A 17,501-nucleotide genomic window follows, 5' to 3' on the forward strand; every position below is an offset into this window, starting at 1 on the left:
TTTGGCAAATTTATATTTTGGCGTTAATCGCCAGCTGCACTTAGCAACTAGGCGCCTGACGCATCAAAAGCTGTAATTTAAGCTGACCGCGAGGCTAACATTGGTTTTATTTTTGCTCAATGGACTGCCTGCCGGATTACCAAGTAATTGTTTAATTTCCAAACTAGAAAGCAGTGCCCACTTATCGTTATAGACATGATTCCATTCCACACTGGCGGTCAGCGATTCTAAGCCCGCTTGGCCCTGATAGCGCGGATAAGCAGAGCGCAGATGCTGGCCTAGCGTGACGCCATAATTGGTCTGCGCATAGGCGGCGTCGGCATAGCTAACAAGCAGCTCAAGGTCGAGCTGATCCTTACTAAGGTCGAGCAAACTAAGGTTAACACCGAGTTTGTATAAGTTTCCATTATCTCGATTTGTCACAGGCAATTCGGCTTGCAGACCAACGCTGAGCTGCTCCGTCACCGGGATGTTCAAAGACAGATCCGCCGTGGCAGAGAGCAGAATATCGCCCATGCCGAGTAAACTAGCAGAACCGGTATTGATAGAGCCAGAATTACTGCTCTCGGTACGCCCGCTACGATAGTTCAGCGCCGCACTCCACTCATAAGTATCGTCCAGCACGGTATAGCCTAAGCCACGCTTGCTACTGGCGAACCAGCCGTTAGGATTTTGGTATTCGAACACCAGAGAGCGACTCAGCCTGTATTGATGAGACCCCATATATTCAGGTTCAAGACTCAACTCCAGACCGACATAGCGTGCCGCTTCTATCTTTTCGCAGGTCTGCGACCGGGCTTGTGTCTGACTAGCAAGCTGCGGTTGTTCTTCATCATCGGCATCATCATCGTTGCCGCCCTTCGCCAGGGCGTTCACGCTAAAAATTATCAGGGCGGAGATAGCTAAAAATTTGCACCAAGTGTGCGTGAACGTATTCATGATGAGGGGGGCGTTTTCTCTTTGAGTCTGTGCGTCTGTGCGTCTGTGCGTCCTGGCCACATGCAAATTTACTGTTTGCGACGAACTCTAGCAAACTGCCGCAACGAATACCAGAAAAACGGCAGAAAAATCCAGGCTTGCGTGTTTCAGCCAAGCTTAAGCGCTTGCTACCTGGTGCTTATTTAGCGGCACTTAAATTTGGGTTCAGGTCCTGCAAGGCACCGCATTCTTGAAAATTCCCCGTCCGACAATTTTCCATCAAGCTCTTCGCCAGCGCCATTTCCGGTGCGCTCATCTGTTTAGCTAGCAGCTCTTGATGGCGTAAGGCATCCTCATGCTGCAAGGCCGCCCCCAGACTAAACCACAAATAGGCGCGCGCGTAATCCTGCTTGCCGCCCAAGCCTTTGGCCAGCATCAGGCCCAGATTATTCGCCGCATGTGCATATCGTTGCTGCGCGGCCTGGCTATACCAATGTAAAGCGAGGGCATAATCCTGAGCTTGGCCTAGCGCATTTTCGTAGATCGTTCCAAGATTATTCTGGGCCACGGCATAACCCTGCTCTGCTGCTAGCCGATACCATTTCAACGCTTCCGCATAGTCTTGCGGCACACCGCGTCCATTTGCGTACATATAGCCCAGATTGGTTTGCGCCACCGCACCACCCTGTGCCACTGCCATTCTGTACCAGCGCTGTGCCTCAGCATCATCTTGTGCGACCCCTTGTCCATAGGCGTACATTTGCCCCAGATTGATTTGCGCGGCGGCCAGACCTTGCGCCGCTGCCAGGCGATACCATTTCTGTGCCTCTGCATAATTTGGCTCGCCGCTTTCCGGCTTAAAATACAACAGCCCGAGCGCAAATTGTGCGGCACTATTACCTTGAGCCGCGGCCAGCTTAAACCACTTCTTAGCCTCGGGAATATTTTGCACTACGCCTCGGCCATCAACATACATGGCAGCCAAGCTTGCTTGCGCCTTGGCATATTTTTGCGCAGCAGCCAGACGCAGCCATTTCAACGCCTGCGCATAATCCTGCGGCACCCCAACACCACTTTCGTAAATTGCAGCGAGACTGGTTTGCGCCCTGGCATTACCTTGGTCGGCTGCCAACTGGCACCATTTGAGCGCTTCGGCAAGATCAACTGCGCTGCCCTGACCATTTTGCAACATCACCGCCAGATTAGTTTGCGCCCGCTGATTGCCCTGTTGCGCCGCCAACCGATACCAGCTTAAGGCGACTGCATCATCCGGAACCACACCACGACCTAACTCAACCATACGACCAAGATTAGTTTGCGCAACCGGATTACCCTGGCTTGCCGCCTGCCGGTAAAGTTTCAGGGCACGTTCGTAGTCCTGCTCTATCCCTTGCCCATTTTCATACATCATGCCCAAGGTCAGTTGCGCCCTAGGGTGAACAGACAGTTTATTTAGTTCGCGTAAAGCAAGTGAGTAATCGGCACGCTCGTAGGCGGCAATAGCCACGTTCAGTGCATCGGCGAGTGCGCCGTTAGAGTAAAAACTGCTGAATAACAGTAAGGCAGCAAGCAGGTGGCGCAGGAACGGGCAAAGCGGACGAAGAAAGCAAAAATCACGAGACATAGAATAGCGAAAAAAATACACAGAATTGCGCAGAAAAAGCCGCTATTGCGGCGCGAATAAGCTGTCAAATAGTAGCTGATTAATTAGCCAATAAAGCAATAAATTCGCGAATGTGTGGGGTTTTAGACAGTCGCAGCATGCGTAACCACTCTGTCTAGCCCTATGCGCCATGGTATTCGTGCAGCCCAATTACGCGCCAAGCTGACGCCATACTCAGTGCTTATTCCTGTAGCAGGCGCAGACGGGCATCGTCAAATAGTTGCTGCACCACGATAGCTTCACCGCGCTGCAATAAAGTCGAGATCGCATTGACTGCCAACACCTGCATGCTGGCACCCTCTTTCATCAGTACCGGTTGCCGGTTGTCATCATCATCGGCCAATACCGCCCATTGGGCGCCAGTGTCCTGCACCAGCGCATCGCCCAGCGCGGTATCGAGTGCCAGCATTTGCTTGAGCTGCCTCAGGGTCTGACTGCTAGTGTTTTCTTGCACGATGGCGTCTATGATGCTCAGTTTACCGGCCACGCTCTCATAGTTGTGCTGGGCCTCAGGCAGAGAGTGTTCACGCACCCAGCGTCTTTGTTCCTCCAGCAACAACATGTCGGCCATCGACAAGTATTCGAGGCGTTGCTTGTTAGGCGCACGATCTGCCGCAGTGATTGCCGGAATCGAGCGCGTGCCAAGGTAAGCCCACAGCGCACCTACCAGCAAACCTACGGTGTGCGCCCAATTGGCAATCGGACCGAGTAAGCCGGTCCAACACAGCAGGAACCAGATCAGCATCATATTCACCGTGGTCTTGGGCAAATCGGCAGAGAACTTGGCGTCATAACGACCGCGTATCCAAATATACCCAAACAGGCCATAGACCACGCCCGACATACCGCCAAAATACGGCGAATGCGCAAATAGGTATTGCGCCAGATTCGACATGCTCGCCACTACCAGCACGAAGACGACATAAAAACCCGCGCCTTTTTTGGCCTGTATCAACTTACCTAAATCCCAGACCCACATCATATTAAATACAAAATGCATGATACCGAAATGGATGAACATCGGCGTCACCAGACGCCAGACCTGACCATGCAAAATATCGCTCAACCCCTCGCTGCCCGGATTGGCAATAAACAGAGGCACTAATACTCCACGCGCCTCGCCCAGGCGTGACAATAGCGCGACGATGCCGCACAGAACTATCAGTACGATAGAAACCGAAGAGTAGCGTTTTATTTTTTGCATGAGGCGTCAATCATCAATGATCAATAATAGCTGCCGCGTATTTGCGGCGGTGTAAATGCAAACGCTCCTGGGTCGCATACCGACCTCACGAGATCAATGACCGCAACTGGGAGCAATCCCATCGCGCCCCACCAGATTCGGTCTTTGTCCGACCGAGCGTACGGTGCCGCTGCTGGCATCAAACAGCACATCCAGAAAAGCCTGCGTATTCCAACTATCGCAAAACAACCACGACCATGCCAGCTCGTCTCTTGCTTTGAAATATTGCGTGGATTGCGGCTGCGGCGGCCCGATCAGGCGCAGCACCTGCTCTTTGCTCATCCCAGTCTGTATCCTCGCGAACACCGCCATCTCCAACACCTTATCGATACGCTGCAGTTTCTGGTCTGCATCCAGATAGGCCATAAAGCTCTGCGTGCCTAAGGGCCCACGCGGATACGCCAGTTGCTTGCTACCATCCGGATTAGTCCAAAGCATGGCCGGCTCCCCCATAGTCGCCAGCACCTCTGGTAAGCTGGAAACACCGGGCTGTAGTGAGCTGCCGCCGTAAGAGGCGCAACCGCCTATCAACAGTGCGCCCACGAGCACAGCGCTGAGTTTTGTTGAAAATATCTTATTCATTACGCCTCCATGCCAAATCAATTCAGGTGTAGAAAATCAGTCATTATGCCGCAAGCAACGGCGTTCTAGGGCACCGCTGCTTGCACCTTACTTACCAGATAGTAACGCGCTGCTCGGGGGACAAATACATCTTATCGCCGTCCTTGACTTCAAAGGCTTGATAAAAATCTGCTAGATTTTTCAGGCTGCCGTTGACGCGAAACTCGGCTGGCGAATGCGGATCGGTTTTGATCAGCGCCAGCGCTCTTTGTTCTCGTGCCTTGTTGCGTCTGGCCTGAGCTAGTCCCATAAATAATCTTTGCTCGGCGGTCCAGCCATCAATTACCGGAGCCGGTTTGCCAGCCAGTGAAATTTTATAGGCTTTCAGGGCCATCACAATACCGGCGTTGTCCGCAATGTTTTCACCCAGCGTCAGCTCGCCATTTAAGAAATGACCTTGCACCGGGCTATAGCCATTGTATTGATCGACTAAGACCTTGGTTTTGGCTGCGAAGCGGACCCGGTCTTCTTTAGTCCACCAGTCGCGCAGATTGCCGTCGCCATCGTATTGCGAACCGGAGTCATCAAAGGCATGGCTGATTTCATGTCCGATAGAAATACCCAGCGCGCCATAATTAAAAGCATCTTCCGCATTCACATCCACCAGAGGTGCCTGCATACGCGCCGCCGGAAACACGATTTCATTCATCTCCGGGCTGTAATACGCATTCACGGTTTGCGGTGTCATGCTCCACTCTTCATGATCGATCGCTTTGCCCAGTTTATTTAGTTCACGCTGCGCCTCCCACTGATGCGCCCGCATCACGTTACCCAGCAGATCATCCCTGGCGATAGTCAATGCGGAATAATCGCGCCATGTATTTGGGTATCCGACCTTAACCTTAATCTTAGCGAGCTTGATTTGGGCTTCCTTCTTAGTCTCAGAACTCATCCAGTCAAGGTGCTCTATGCTTTCCTTGAAGGCAGTCAGGAAATGACCAACCATCGCGGCGGTTTGTTCCTTGCGCTCAGCCGGAAAATATTTTTCTACATAGCTGCGACCTATGCTTTCACCCAGCGTCTGATCGACCAGGGAAATCGCTCTTTTTTGACGTGTGCGATTTTCTTTGGCACCGCTCAATACTGCGCCCTTAAACGCAAAATTCTCTGCCACCAGGGCCGACGACAAATAGGGGCTATAACTGTTGATGAGCTGCCATTCGAAATAACTCTGCCAGACCGTCAGGGGAGTGTTTTTCATGATTTCACTAAAGCCCTGCAGATAGCTGGGCTGGCTGATGTTCACCTTAGTCGTCTGGTCCTGTATCCCGATTTGCTCAAAGTAGGCCTGCCAGTCATAGGCTGAACTGTTACCCTGCAGTGTGGCAATCGTTGTCAGGTTATACCCTTTAACCGGATCACGGTTTTCTACCGCGCTCCACTGTGCCGTGGCCATGGCAGTTTCCAACGCAAGGATCAGGCCGGCATTCGCAGCGGCCTCTTTATTGCCCGCCAGGCTGAGCATTTTTTCTACATGCAATTGATATTTGGCGCGTACCTCGCTGGTCTTGGGATCATCGAGCTTAAGGTAGTAATCGCGATTCGGCAGGCCCAAACCCGACTGATTGATGTCGGCCACATAGCGGGTCGCCTCCTTATTGTCCTGATGCACATTTAAAGTGTATGGAGCACCGACGCCGATCTGATTGTAATGCGCGATCAAGGCCGGGATCTGGCCCTTATCATTGAGTGCGGCGATTCTGGTCATTTCAGCCTTCAGCGGCTGCAAACCTAGTTGCTCTAACTTGGCCTCATCTAAAAAACTGGCATACAAGTCGGCGATTTTTTGCCTATCCGAACCTGGCGTATTTTCAGTTGACGCCGCGATTCCTTCTACGATGCCGCGCAATTGTTGCTGCACATCTTCGCGTGCCTTCATGAAACTGCCCCAATCGGATTTATCTGCTGGAATCTCGGTACTCTTTAACCAGCTGCCTTGCGAATAGCGGAAAAAATTATCCTGAGCGCGCACCGTAGTATCGATAGCCTGTGCTTGTACGCCAGAACCGAAAGGCGCAGCAGCCTGAGCCAAACTAGCTAGCAGTGAGAATGTGAGAGTACTGAGTAAATAAGATTTCATAGTGGTCTTTATGGGTAATGGAGCACGCTTTTTCAGCCGGATAAAGCTGTAAATAAGCAGAAATATTTTGCGGCGCCTGAGGCAAGTCGGGCCGCCAGTCAACGCCTGGCTATTCTGACCTAGCAGCATACAGGCAAGTTCCAAAGAGTCTGCAAAAAAATATTTACTGACAAGCAAAAATTTCTTGTTATTTTTAAAGTTAAAAGACCGCTTAAAAAAACGCCTTCATCGAGATGCAGCGCAAGGCACGATCCAGAGCTATACCTCGCTATTGCGAGAATTTGCAACAACGCGATGCATCCGAGTAGTGGTTTTTAGAAGTTCCCAAAAGTCGATACGCATATTCCATGCGCCTTTCCGAGGCAAATCAGGCTGCAAGGCGCATGGATTATGCGTGTACCCTCTGCCTATACGGACAAATATTGAGATTCAATTGTGTATTGCCACCGCCGCTAACACCATATCGACGATCAGTTTTTCGGCAGCCTCAAAATCTTTTGCGCTGAGCTTCTTTTGATTCAACACCAGATTCATTTGGGTAGAAAAGTCGGCATAGGATTGCGTCATGGCCCAGATGGTAAACAGCAAATGGGTGGGATTGACGGTAGCGATCTTGCCTTCGCTCATCCATTTTTCGAAGCTGGCGATATCCTTGCGCAGATAAGGGATAACTTTAGAGCGTATCTGCTGTCCATAGATTTTTGCCCCACCGATCACTTCCATCGCATACACCTTAGAAGCACTCGGATGTTCGCGTGAAAAACGTAATTTGGCTTGGATATAGCTACGCAATAATTCTTGCGGCTCGCGGCTCTCATCAGCCAGGCTATCCATACGAGCTAGCCAGACATCGAGCACATCGTCCAAGACGCGCTGATACAGAGCGGGTTTACTGGCAAAGTAATACAGCAGATTTTGCTTCGATACGCCGGCTTGCTGGGCGATGCTAGCAATAGAGGTACCTTGGTAACCGCATTCGGCGAACATGGTGACGGCGTGCCGCAAGATCTCCGTCTCAAGCTTGCCGCGCTTGTCAGCGGCTAGTGTTGCTGTTGTCGCCACCGTCGCTGCAGTCGCAGATACGACAGAACTCGCTGCTGTTCCGTTTGATTTAGCCGTCCGTGGCTTTTTCACAACGATGCGTTCTGATTTTTTGACGGATTTTTCAGGCATTTTTAAGCACTTTTTCTATGTATCCTGCTGCAATCACATACTGAGGGTCTACACATTGAGATCGGGCCACAAGGATAAAAACTTTACAAGGCGATCAATCAAGATGGTCGATCTGCTGTTTATTATGGCATCATAGTTTTACCACTTGGTAAAGTTTCTGCGAAATTTGTTGTATTTGGCTAGACCAATATTCATAGGACTTACGCAAAATTATTCCCGCTACAGCGTGCCGCCGACGACAGTAGTATGGCAAGCCGGATACGAGGACGCTGGGGCGGTTTTGCGTAAGTCCTAATTCAGACATTTTGAGGGATGGATCATGATAGATGCTCTACGACATTTACCCCATGCACAAGCCAGCCAAGAAACGCTGGCCGCGGCCTTCAGCGATCTGGCACCGCCCTTAACGGCGCGCCAGGCGCAGATAGAAAGCGAACGCTGTCTGTATTGTTACGATGCACCGTGCAGCCGCATCTGCCCATCCGAGATCGACGTAGCCAGCTTCATCCGCAATATCGCGCATGAAAATATCAATGGCGCGGCCAAAGTCATTTTGCAATCAAATATCCTCGGTGGCAGTTGCGCCCGCGTTTGCCCTACCGAGATCTTGTGCGAGCACGCCTGCGTGCGCAATCACGATGCCGAAGCCCAGCCCGTGAAAATTGGACTATTGCAGCGCCACGCGATCGATCATATGCACTTCGAGCAGCATCCATTTCAGGCCGCGCCTGCAACTGGCAAGACCGTAGCGATCGTCGGTGCCGGCCCTGCGGGCCTGGCCTGCGCACACCGACTGGCGATGCTGGGCAACCAGGTAGAGATATTCGAGTCACACGCCAAAGCGGGCGGTCTGAATGAATACGGTATCGCAAAATACAAACTCACCGATAACTACGCGCAGCGTGAAATCGATTTTCTGCTAGAGATAGGCGGCATACAAATTCACTACGGTCAAAGCTTGGGCGCGAATTTGCAGTTGCAGCAGCTCCAGGAAAAATTTGATGCAGTGTTTCTTAGTCTGGGTTTAACTGCCAGCCGCAGCCTGGGTTTAGCGGCAGAAGATGCGCCCGGCATTTTAGCCGCAGTCGAGTACATCGCAGAACTCAGACAGGCGCAGGATTTGAGCAACTTACCTGTTCCCAAACGGGCGCTGGTAATAGGCGCGGGCAATACTGCCATCGATATGGCGGTGCAAATAGCGCGCCTCGGCGCCGAAGAAGTCACTATCGTATATAGACGTGATATGGCATCGATGTCGGCTACCGTGCATGAGCAAGAGATCGCCAAATCAAATCAAGTCAAAATTAAACTCTGGGCGCAGCCGCAAGCCGTATTACTAGATGCGGCCGGCCGCATACGCGGCATGCGCTTTGAAAAAACCAAATTGTATGCAGGTCAATTGATCGCCACCGGCGAGAGTTTTGAGATTGCCGCTGACGCCATCTTTAAAGCCGTAGGCCAAACCTTGGACTCACATTCTATCAGCGATGCCTTGGCGCTCACACTGCAAAAAGACGCAGGCAAGATAGGAGTCGATGCACAGTTCAGAACCAATCTTACCGGCGTATATGCAGGCGGTGATTGCGTGACGCCCGGCCAGGATCTGACGGTGCAGGCAGTGCAACATGGCAAACTGGCGGCGCTCGCCATACATAGCGATCTGACTTCAAACATGGAGGCCCATCATGGCTGATCTGAGCATCAATTTTGCCGGCATCAAAGCACCTAATCCGTTTTGGTTAGCCTCGGCACCACCCACCGATAAAGCGTATAACGTGGTGCGCGCCTTTGAGGCGGGCTGGGGTGGCGTGGTCTGGAAAACCCTGGGAGAAGATCCACCTGCGGTGAATGTCTCTTCGCGCTATTCGGCCCATTACGGAAAAAATCGCGAGGTGCTGGGTTTTAATAATATCGAGCTGATCACCGACCGTACGCTAGAAATTAATCTACGCGAAATCACCCAGGTCAAAAAAGACTGGCCAGACCGCGCCATGATCGTGTCCCTGATGTACCCCTGCGAAGAAGCCGCCTGGCGCAGCATCTTGCCACTGGTAGAAGCCACCGGAGCGGACGGCATAGAACTCAATTTCGGCTGCCCGCATGGCATGCCAGAACGCGGCATGGGTGCGGCAGTCGGCCAGGTGCCAGAATATGTGGAGAAGATCACGCGCTGGTGCAAGCAGTATTCTTCACTACCAGTAATCGTCAAGCTGACACCTAATATTACCGACATCCGTCAGCCGGCGCGTGCCGCCAAAAACGGTGGTGCCGATGCGGTATCGCTGATCAATACCATCAACTCGATTACCTCTATCGATCTCGATAGAATGGTGGCCAGACCGATAGTCGGCGGGCGTAGCACCCATGGTGGTTATTGCGGCTCTGCCGTCAAACCTATCGCCTTAAATATGGTGGCCGAAATCGCGCGTGACCCGGCCACGCAAGACTTACCGATTTCGGGCATAGGCGGTATCTCCAACTGGCGCGATGCGGCAGAATTTATCGCGCTCGGCGCTGGCTCGGTACAGGTTTGCACGGCGGCGATGCTGCATGGTTTTCGTATTGTCGAAGAAATGAAAGACGGTTTATCGCGCTGGATGGATGAAAAAGGCTACGCCCGAATCGACGATTTTTGCGGCAAGGCGATCGCCAATACCACAGACTGGAAATACCTGGACATGAACTATCAGGCGATTGCCCAGATCGATCAAGACAAATGCATAGGCTGTGGCAAATGCTATATCGCCTGCGAAGATACCTCGCACCAGTCTATCCATCAATTGATTCAGGACGATGGCGGGCGCAAGTACCAGATCAACGAAGCAGAATGCGTGGGTTGCAATCTGTGTGAGATCACTTGCCCGGTAGCCGGCTGTATTACGATGCTGGCACAGGAAACAGGAAAACCGTATATGAATTGGACACAAGATCCGCGCAATCCGCGTGCCGAACTAGCCGGGCAGAATTAAACCTGTTAGATTAAGTATGGTATTTCCGCATCAGGACTTACGCAAAATTGTTCCAGCTAGGCGTACCGCCGAAGGCAGTACTTTAGTACGAGAAGGCGGATACAACGACGCTGGGGCGATTTTGCGTAAGTCCAATACATGTTTCAGCCAGCCTTCACCCGTCAAAGGAAACGAGCATGAACCAAGATCATTCTGTTAATTTTGAATTGTGGAATGAAGATCTGGCACCGACCACGGCCAGCCAGCGCACCTGGCGCTGGTTTCATTTTGCAGCACTGTGGGTAGGGATGGTGATGTGTATCCCGGCTTACACGCTGGCAGCGAGCCTGATAGAAGGCGGCATGTCGGCCATGCAGGCAGTGCTGACGGTGTTTCTCGCCAATGCGATTGTGCTTCTGCCCATGCTCTTGATAGGGCATGCCGGGACTAAATACGGGATACCGTATGCGGTACTGGCACGCGCCTCCTTCGGCACCAGCGGCGCCAAATTACCGGCTCTGATGCGGGCCATTGTGGCTTGCGGTTGGTACGGCATACAGACCTGGTTTGGCGGTCAGATGATTTATACCCTAGCCGGTGTAATGTTGGGACATGCACTGGGTGGCGATGCGATCGCCGGTTTAGGTATCAATGGCGCGCAACTGATCTGCTTTCTGATTTTTTGGGCGATACAGTTCTGGTATATTTTTCACGGTATGGATTCGATACGTAAGCTGGAAACCTATACCGCCCCCTTGAAAATCCTGATTTGCTTCGTCCTGCTGGCTTGGGTCTACAATAAAGCCGGTGGTTTTGGCACTATTATGGATCAACCATCTCAGTTCGTAGCGGGCGGCAAGAAAGCTGGCCAGTTCTGGTCTAGCTTCTGGCCTTCATTAACCGCCATGGTCGGCTTTTGGGCTACGTTGGCCTTAAATATTCCTGACTTCACGCGTTTTGCCAAGACCCAGCGCGATCAGCTCTTAGGCCAAAGCATAGGCTTACCAGTGCCGATGGCGCTGCTGTCTATGCTGGCAGTGATCGTTACTTCGGCGACCGTGGTTTTGTATGGCAAGGCGATCTGGGATCCCGTCGATCTGGCCAGTCGCATGACCGGCATCGCCGTCTTAATTGCCCTGATTATTTTGCTGATCGACACCGTCGGCGTGAATCTGGCGGCCAATCTGGTCGGGCCGGCCTATGACTTTTCAGCACTCAGCCCAAAACACATTTCCTACAAAACCGGTGGTTACATCACCGCCTTCATTGCAATCGCTATCATGCCTTGGAAGATACTAGAATCGACTCAAGGTTACATTTTCACCTGGCTGATCGGCTACTCTGCCCTGCTCGGGCCGATTGCCGGCATCTTGATTGCAGACTATTACCTGATACGCAAAACCGAACTCGTTGTCGCCCAATTATACGTGGCAGATGGCCAATATTCCTACGCCGACTCTGCCATACCTGGCTGGAACATGGCCGCAATCATTGCCTTCATCATCGGAGTGATGCCGAATATTCCCGGGTTTTTAAATGCGGCGTTTCCGACCTCCTTCCCCGCAACGTCGGTAGCCTTCAAGACAATTTACACCTATGCCTGGTTTGTCGGCTTGCTGCTCGCCAGCCTGCTGTATTTGCTCATGATGCAAGGCCAGCGCGACTCTATCAAAAATGCGCCTCGTAGCGAACACGCCAGCATGTAATTATCAGTATCTATCAGTATCTTTAAGGAGTAGTGATGAGTATTTTGATACGTGGAGGAACGGTGGTCAATGCCGACCGCGAATATCGGGCCGACGTGCTCTGTGCCGATGGCAAGATCATCGCGGTGGGCGAGGATCTGCGAGCCCCAGGCAGCGCCATCATTATCGATGCCGGTGGCCAATACGTGATGCCTGGCGGCATCGATCCGCATACACACATGCAACTGCCCTTCATGGGCACCGTCACCGCCGACGATTTTTTTACCGGCACCGCCGCCGGTCTGGCAGGCGGCACTACCAGCATCATCGATTTTGTCATACCCAACCCGCAGCAGTCATTAATGGAAGCCTACCAAACCTGGCGCGGCTGGGCCGAAAAATCCGCCGCTGATTACAGCTTTCATGTCGCTGTTACCTGGTGGGATGATAGCGTGCATGCCGACATGGGCAAGCTGGTGCGGGATTGCGGCGTGAATAGTTTTAAACACTTTATGGCCTATAAAAACGCCATCATGGCCGATGATGAAATTCTGGTGAAAAGCTTCAGCCGCGCACTGGAACTGGGTGCCATGCCTACCGTGCATGCAGAGAATGGCGAACTAGTTTTCACTCTGCAACAAAAACTCTTAGCGCAAGGCATGACAGGGCCAGAAGCCCATCCATTGTCACGCCCGCCCGCGGTCGAAGCCGAAGCGGCGAATCGCGCCATCGCGATTGCCAACGTGCTTAATACACCGGTGTACATCGTGCATGTATCTTGCATGGAGTCGCTAGAAGCCATCACGCGCGCGCGCAGCAAGGGCCAGCGCGTATTTGGCGAAGTACTGGCCGGACATCTGACGATAGACGACAACGTGTACCGTAATCCGGATTTTGACTTTGCAGCCGGCCATGTGATGAGCCCACCCTTCCGCTCGAAAGAACACCAGGCTGCTCTTTGGCAAGGTCTGCAAAGCGGCAATCTGCACACCACCGCGACCGACCACTGCACCTTTTGCGATACGCAAAAAGCGGCTGGAAAAAACGACTTTACCAAAATACCGAATGGTTGCGGCGGCGTAGAAGAGCGCATGGCGGTAATCTGGGATGGTGGTGTCAACAGCGGCAGGCTGACCCCGTCAGAATTCGTCAAAGTGACATCGACCAACGCTGCACAAATTTTCAATATTTATCCGCGCAAGGGCATTATTGCGACGGGTGCCGACGCTGATATCGTGGTGTGGGACCCGCAAGCGACGCGCACTATTTCGGCCAAAACACAATTTGCCAAAGGTGGCTTCAATGTGTTCGAAGGCCGCACCGTGCGCGGTCTACCTACACATACAATAAGCGGCGGCAAGCTAGTGTTTAAAGAGGGCGATCTACGTGCAGTGGCGGGGGCTGGCAAGCATGTGGATAGGCCGGCGTTCTCGCCTATGTTTGAGGCCTTGAAACAGATGAGCAATCTGGCTGCGCCTGTCAAAGTAAACAGACCCTAATACCGTTACTTCCCACCTTCAGAAAGTATCAGCATGCAAAGCGAGACACTAAGAATCAATGGCTCACGCCTCTGGTCAGCCATTATGGAGTTGGCGCAAATCGGCGCCACCGCCAAAGGCGGCGTGAAACGTCTGGCGCTCACGGAGCTGGATAGACAAGGCCGGGACCTGGTCGTTGGCTGGGGCAAGCAGGCGGGCTTAAGCATCACGCTGGACCAGATAGGCAATGTCTTCATGCGCAGAGAAGGCACAAACCCGGCCCTGCCGCCGATAGTCTCAGGCAGCCATATCGATACCCAACCCACGGGCGGAAAATTCGACGGCAATTACGGCGTGCTGGCAGCGCTGGAAGTAGTGCGCACGCTTAACGATCACAAGATTCAGACCGAAGCGCCGATAGAGGTGGCGTTCTGGACCAATGAAGAAGGCTCGCGCTTTGTACCGGTGATGATGGGTTCTGGCGTTTTCTGCGGGGCCTTCAGCCTCGAGACCGCGTATGCCGCCACCGACACCGAGGGAAAAAACGTCAAGGATGAGTTGCAACGCATAGGCTATCTCGGCACGCAAGTACCGGGAGATCATCCTATCGGCGCCTACTTTGAGGCCCACATAGAACAAGGCCCGGTGCTGGAAGACGCCGACAAAATCATAGGCGTGGTGCCTGCGGTCATGGGATTATCCTGGTACGACTGCGTCGTCACCGGCATGGAAGCGCACGCTGGCCCGACGCCCATGCATCTGCGCAAAGACGCACTGCAAGTGGCGACCAAGATCATGCAAGAGGTAGTGAATATCGGCAACCGCTATCCGCCGTATGGGCGCGGCACGGTAGGCATGGTGCAGGTGTTCCCGAACAGCCGCAACGTGATCCCGGGCGAAGTAAAATTTAGCATAGACCTGCGCAATATTAATGACGAATTGCTTAATAAAATGCATGAGGAAATCCTCGCCTTCGCCGCCCAGACTGCTGCTGAAACAGGTCTCAAGATACACACAGAAAGAGTTTCGTATTACCCGCCCTGCCCCTTCCATCCGGAATGCGTGGATGCTGTCAGGAGCGCCACCGCCAAACTCGGTTACAGCAACATGGACGTCGTCTCAGGCGCTGGCCACGACGCAATCTACGCCGCCAGGTTGGCACCGGCAGGCATGATCTTTGTTCCGTGCAAGGACGGCATCAGCCACAATGAAATCGAGGACGCCAGAGCCGATCATCTGGAAGCCGGTTGCAATGTGCTCTTGCATGCCATGCTGGAGCGAGCGAAAGTGGTGGTGGATTGATTTTCTAAAACGTAGGGTGGGCACGGCGTCATCGTGCCCACGCGTATCGATTGATAATTGGCCAAACTCGCAAGCAACGACGTTTGCATTTTCTAAGCGATGGCCCAATCGTGTGAATATGTTCCATTTTTTACATATCGATGAAAGCTCGAATACGGCCAATCAAGCACACGATCGACCAAGCGGTGTTTCACCGGATTGAAATGTAAATAATCCATATGACGAGAATAGTCGGCGTCATCACGAATTTGATGCTCCCAAAAACGTCGTTGCCAGATGGTCGATTCGCGATGTCTTTGTTTCGACGGAGTGATCCAATCATTGCGGAAATAGCTGGCTTTGCATGCCAAAGATACCTTTCTTTTAATCATCATCCAGCGCGTAGAAAAATCGACGTCGCCTTCGGGTAAAGTCCAAATACAATGCAAATGATCTGGTAACAAAACCCATGCATCAATAACGAAAGGTCGGGAGCAGCGCACCGATTCAATTGCTCCTCTCAAAGTATCGCGGACAAATTCATCGCATAAAATGCTCTGTCGACGGTAAGTAACAACGGTAAAAAAATAGGTGCCCCCCTGCGACAGACGCACGACGATAATGCGACACAGAAACTCCTAAACAAAATAATCTGTTCCCGCGTGGGCACAAAAAACCTGCCCACCCTACTTGGTCAAACACAATCAATAAAACGGTGCCTGTATGCCTTCCATCTCGAAAGACTTAACGATCGATGGTCGTGTCAGCATGCGCTGCAAATACGGGGCTACGTGCGGATAGTCGCGCGCTGGCTTTTGCATGCCGCGGGTCCAGCGACACAGCATGAACAAAAACAAATCGGCAATACTCACATGTTCACCCAGCAGATACTCGCCTTGGGATTGCGCCAGATTATCGTCGATATAGCCCAGCATTTGCGCCACGCGCTGCTCCGCATGCGCTTGAACCTGGGCCGCGCCTAACACATCATCATGCAGACGTTCGGGGTAAAAGTAACTCAGTAACTCCGCTTGCAAAGTATTCGTCAAATACATCATCCACTGATACAAGCGGGCGCGCTCTGGCGTCGCTATCGCCGGTGAAAAATTGCCAGACTGAGCTGACGCACCATATTGATCGGCCAGATACAGGCAGATTGCGGCGCTCTCGGTCAGCTGCAAATCGCCATCGATCAGCAGCGGAATCTTGCCGTTCGGATTGAGCTTGAGATAAGCAGCCTGCTGATGTTCTTGCTTACTGGTATCGACCAGCACCAACTGATACGGCAAGCCCAGTTCTTCCAGCAAAAAATGCGGTGCAAGGCAGGCGGTTCCTGGCGAATAATAGAGTTGCATCATGAGATCCATAGATGTTTAAAGTAAGAAACTGGCGCGTAGCTTGTCATGCTCCACAAGCAGACTTAGCTGCAGGCATCATAGCAGAACACCACTATTTTAAAACAATCTCTCAAGGACTCAAATCGAGATGCTGAGTAAGCCAGCGCAGCAAGGCGCAATAGGCATGCGCCTCACAGGCCGAAATGCCGCCAGCAGGCGCAGCGCTATTGCGTACTGACTTTTGGGAAGTTCTAAAAATCTATACGCGGACGCATCGCGGCCTTGCGACTCCTTGCGATCTCGATGCAAGGTTTTTAATTCGGATGCAGGGCTTTGGCCAGGCTGCCATTCTTCACGCCGCGCCGTATGACCTGATCGAGTATCGCCATTTCTGCTTCGTATTTTCCTTTGGCACTGGCAAAATGCATGCTGTCATAGAACATCGGTTGGATAGACACATTAAACACTTTATCGCGCAATTGAGCATCATTAAAACTCGGGATTAAGGTTTTTTGAATATACAGAGAGACTTGCTCGGCAGTGTCTAAATCGCGCGATTGCCATAGCATGACTTCACTATGTTTAGCGACTAGCTTCTTAAATCTCGCAGCCTCAGAAGCGCTGTCTTCCTGCACCGTAAATAGCACATTTTTGGCTTTTTCAAACTCCATACCGTGGCTAAAACCGCGTCCTATGCTAAGCACCTTGCCTTTCAAATCTTGTGCCGAGAGAAAAACGGGGGCTGGTTCACCATAGCTAATGACCCACACTTTTCCGGTTACCACAGGCAGAGAAAAATGATAGATCTGCAGTCTTTGTGGCGATTTTGAAAAACCATAAATGATGCCTTCGCCTTCTCTGGCCATTAACTGAGCACGATTCCAAGGTAGTTGGCGGCGCTCGAAACGCAATCCAGACTCCTGCTCAAAATACACTAGCAAGCGGTCAATTGATTTGCCGATAGGGAGCTGCTCGCCGTTGGGTCCCAATGACTCCTTCAAAAACAGCGGTATGTTTTTTTGAGTCTGAGCGACTGCGGATCCAACACTGAATAAGGCGCTAGTAAAGAGGGCA

General features: G+C 52.2%; 14 protein-coding genes. 5 read left to right on the forward strand and 9 right to left on the reverse strand.

Going from position 1 to position 17,501, the window contains the following annotated elements:
* Positions 1-63 precede the first annotated feature (63 nt).
* From ACO0K8_RS17095 to ACO0K8_RS17120, 6 genes are all read right to left on the reverse strand, one after another.
* Positions 64-939: a MipA/OmpV family protein gene (locus ACO0K8_RS17095; RefSeq protein WP_422947867.1), complete on the reverse strand. Its 876-nt coding sequence runs from the start codon at positions 937-939 to the stop codon at positions 64-66.
* Between the two features lie 178 nt (positions 940-1,117).
* Positions 1,118-2,542, reverse strand: coding sequence for a tetratricopeptide repeat protein (locus ACO0K8_RS17100; protein ID WP_422947868.1), 1,425 nt, complete (start codon positions 2,540-2,542; stop codon positions 1,118-1,120).
* Between the two features lie 220 nt (positions 2,543-2,762).
* On the reverse strand, positions 2,763-3,785 hold the full coding sequence (locus ACO0K8_RS17105; protein WP_422947869.1) for a rhomboid family intramembrane serine protease: 1,023 nt from the start codon (positions 3,783-3,785) through the stop codon (positions 2,763-2,765).
* Positions 3,786-3,878: 93 nt separating this feature from the next.
* On the reverse strand, positions 3,879-4,406 hold the full coding sequence (locus tag ACO0K8_RS17110; protein WP_422947870.1) for a hypothetical protein: 528 nt from the start codon (positions 4,404-4,406) through the stop codon (positions 3,879-3,881).
* Between the two features lie 91 nt (positions 4,407-4,497).
* On the reverse strand, positions 4,498-6,525 hold the full coding sequence (locus tag ACO0K8_RS17115; RefSeq protein WP_422947871.1) for a M13 family metallopeptidase: 2,028 nt from the start codon (positions 6,523-6,525) through the stop codon (positions 4,498-4,500).
* A 429-nt stretch (positions 6,526-6,954) separates the two neighbouring features.
* On the reverse strand, positions 6,955-7,698 hold the full coding sequence (locus tag ACO0K8_RS17120) for a TetR family transcriptional regulator C-terminal domain-containing protein (protein WP_422947872.1): 744 nt from the start codon (positions 7,696-7,698) through the stop codon (positions 6,955-6,957).
* Between the two features lie 319 nt (positions 7,699-8,017).
* Between ACO0K8_RS17120 and ACO0K8_RS17125 the strand changes: the two genes are divergently transcribed.
* The 5 genes from ACO0K8_RS17125 (at position 8,018) to ACO0K8_RS17145 (ending at position 15,111) form a co-directional block, all read left to right on the forward strand.
* Positions 8,018-9,391, forward strand: coding sequence for an NAD(P)-dependent oxidoreductase (locus ACO0K8_RS17125; protein WP_422947873.1), 1,374 nt, complete (start codon positions 8,018-8,020; stop codon positions 9,389-9,391).
* Entirely contained in the window at positions 9,384-10,667 is a 1,284-nt protein-coding gene (preA, locus tag ACO0K8_RS17130; RefSeq protein ID WP_422947874.1) for an NAD-dependent dihydropyrimidine dehydrogenase subunit PreA, read from the forward strand. The genes ACO0K8_RS17125 and preA overlap by 8 nt, the downstream gene beginning before the upstream one ends.
* 176 nt (positions 10,668-10,843) lie before the next feature.
* Complete coding sequence (locus ACO0K8_RS17135; RefSeq protein ID WP_422947875.1) at positions 10,844-12,352, forward strand: NCS1 family nucleobase:cation symporter-1; 1,509 nt, start codon at positions 10,844-10,846, stop codon at positions 12,350-12,352.
* 35 nt (positions 12,353-12,387) lie between these two features.
* Entirely contained in the window at positions 12,388-13,830 is a 1,443-nt protein-coding gene (gene hydA / locus ACO0K8_RS17140; RefSeq protein WP_422947876.1) for a dihydropyrimidinase, read from the forward strand.
* Between the two features lie 33 nt (positions 13,831-13,863).
* Positions 13,864-15,111, forward strand: a complete 1,248-nt coding sequence (locus tag ACO0K8_RS17145; protein ID WP_422947877.1) for a Zn-dependent hydrolase — start codon at positions 13,864-13,866, stop codon at positions 15,109-15,111.
* A gap of 92 nt (positions 15,112-15,203) precedes the next feature.
* On the opposite strand, the gene ACO0K8_RS17150 is transcribed toward ACO0K8_RS17145, so the two are convergent.
* The 3 genes from ACO0K8_RS17150 to ACO0K8_RS17160 form a co-directional block, all read right to left on the reverse strand.
* On the reverse strand, positions 15,204-15,704 hold the full coding sequence (locus ACO0K8_RS17150; protein ID WP_422947878.1) for an REP-associated tyrosine transposase: 501 nt from the start codon (positions 15,702-15,704) through the stop codon (positions 15,204-15,206).
* 90 nt (positions 15,705-15,794) lie between these two features.
* A complete protein-coding gene (locus tag ACO0K8_RS17155; protein ID WP_422947879.1) occupies positions 15,795-16,457 on the reverse strand; it encodes a glutathione S-transferase family protein in 663 nt (220 codons plus the stop codon).
* A 284-nt stretch (positions 16,458-16,741) separates the two neighbouring features.
* Positions 16,742-17,416: a substrate-binding periplasmic protein gene (locus tag ACO0K8_RS17160; RefSeq protein ID WP_422947880.1), complete on the reverse strand. Its 675-nt coding sequence runs from the start codon at positions 17,414-17,416 to the stop codon at positions 16,742-16,744.
* Positions 17,417-17,501: the final 85 nt, after the last annotated feature.

Origin of the sequence: Undibacterium sp. Ren11W, from assembly GCF_049340485.1 — a bacterium.
In the GTDB taxonomy this organism is placed as follows: Bacteria; Pseudomonadota; Gammaproteobacteria; order Burkholderiales; family Burkholderiaceae_D; genus Undibacterium.

What these genes read in the sequence shown, in the direction of transcription:
- ACO0K8_RS17095 (WP_422947867.1), bottom strand. Translation starts at nt 939, where the DNA reads ATGAATACGTTCACGCACACTTGGTGCAAATTTTTAGCTATCTCCGCC.
- ACO0K8_RS17100 (WP_422947868.1), bottom strand. Translation starts at nt 2,542, where the DNA reads ATGTCTCGTGATTTTTGCTTTCTTCGTCCGCTTTGCCCGTTCCTGCGC.
- ACO0K8_RS17105 (WP_422947869.1), bottom strand. Translation starts at nt 3,785, where the DNA reads ATGCAAAAAATAAAACGCTACTCTTCGGTTTCTATCGTACTGATAGTT.
- ACO0K8_RS17110 (WP_422947870.1), bottom strand. Translation starts at nt 4,406, where the DNA reads ATGAATAAGATATTTTCAACAAAACTCAGCGCTGTGCTCGTGGGCGCA.
- ACO0K8_RS17115 (WP_422947871.1), bottom strand. Translation starts at nt 6,525, where the DNA reads ATGAAATCTTATTTACTCAGTACTCTCACATTCTCACTGCTAGCTAGT.
- ACO0K8_RS17120 (WP_422947872.1), bottom strand. Translation starts at nt 7,698, where the DNA reads ATGCCTGAAAAATCCGTCAAAAAATCAGAACGCATCGTTGTGAAAAAG.
- ACO0K8_RS17125 (WP_422947873.1), top strand. Translation starts at nt 8,018, where the DNA reads ATGATAGATGCTCTACGACATTTACCCCATGCACAAGCCAGCCAAGAA.
- preA (WP_422947874.1), top strand. Translation starts at nt 9,384, where the DNA reads ATGGCTGATCTGAGCATCAATTTTGCCGGCATCAAAGCACCTAATCCG.
- ACO0K8_RS17135 (WP_422947875.1), top strand. Translation starts at nt 10,844, where the DNA reads ATGAACCAAGATCATTCTGTTAATTTTGAATTGTGGAATGAAGATCTG.
- hydA (WP_422947876.1), top strand. Translation starts at nt 12,388, where the DNA reads ATGAGTATTTTGATACGTGGAGGAACGGTGGTCAATGCCGACCGCGAA.
- ACO0K8_RS17145 (WP_422947877.1), top strand. Translation starts at nt 13,864, where the DNA reads ATGCAAAGCGAGACACTAAGAATCAATGGCTCACGCCTCTGGTCAGCC.
- ACO0K8_RS17155 (WP_422947879.1), bottom strand. Translation starts at nt 16,457, where the DNA reads ATGGATCTCATGATGCAACTCTATTATTCGCCAGGAACCGCCTGCCTT.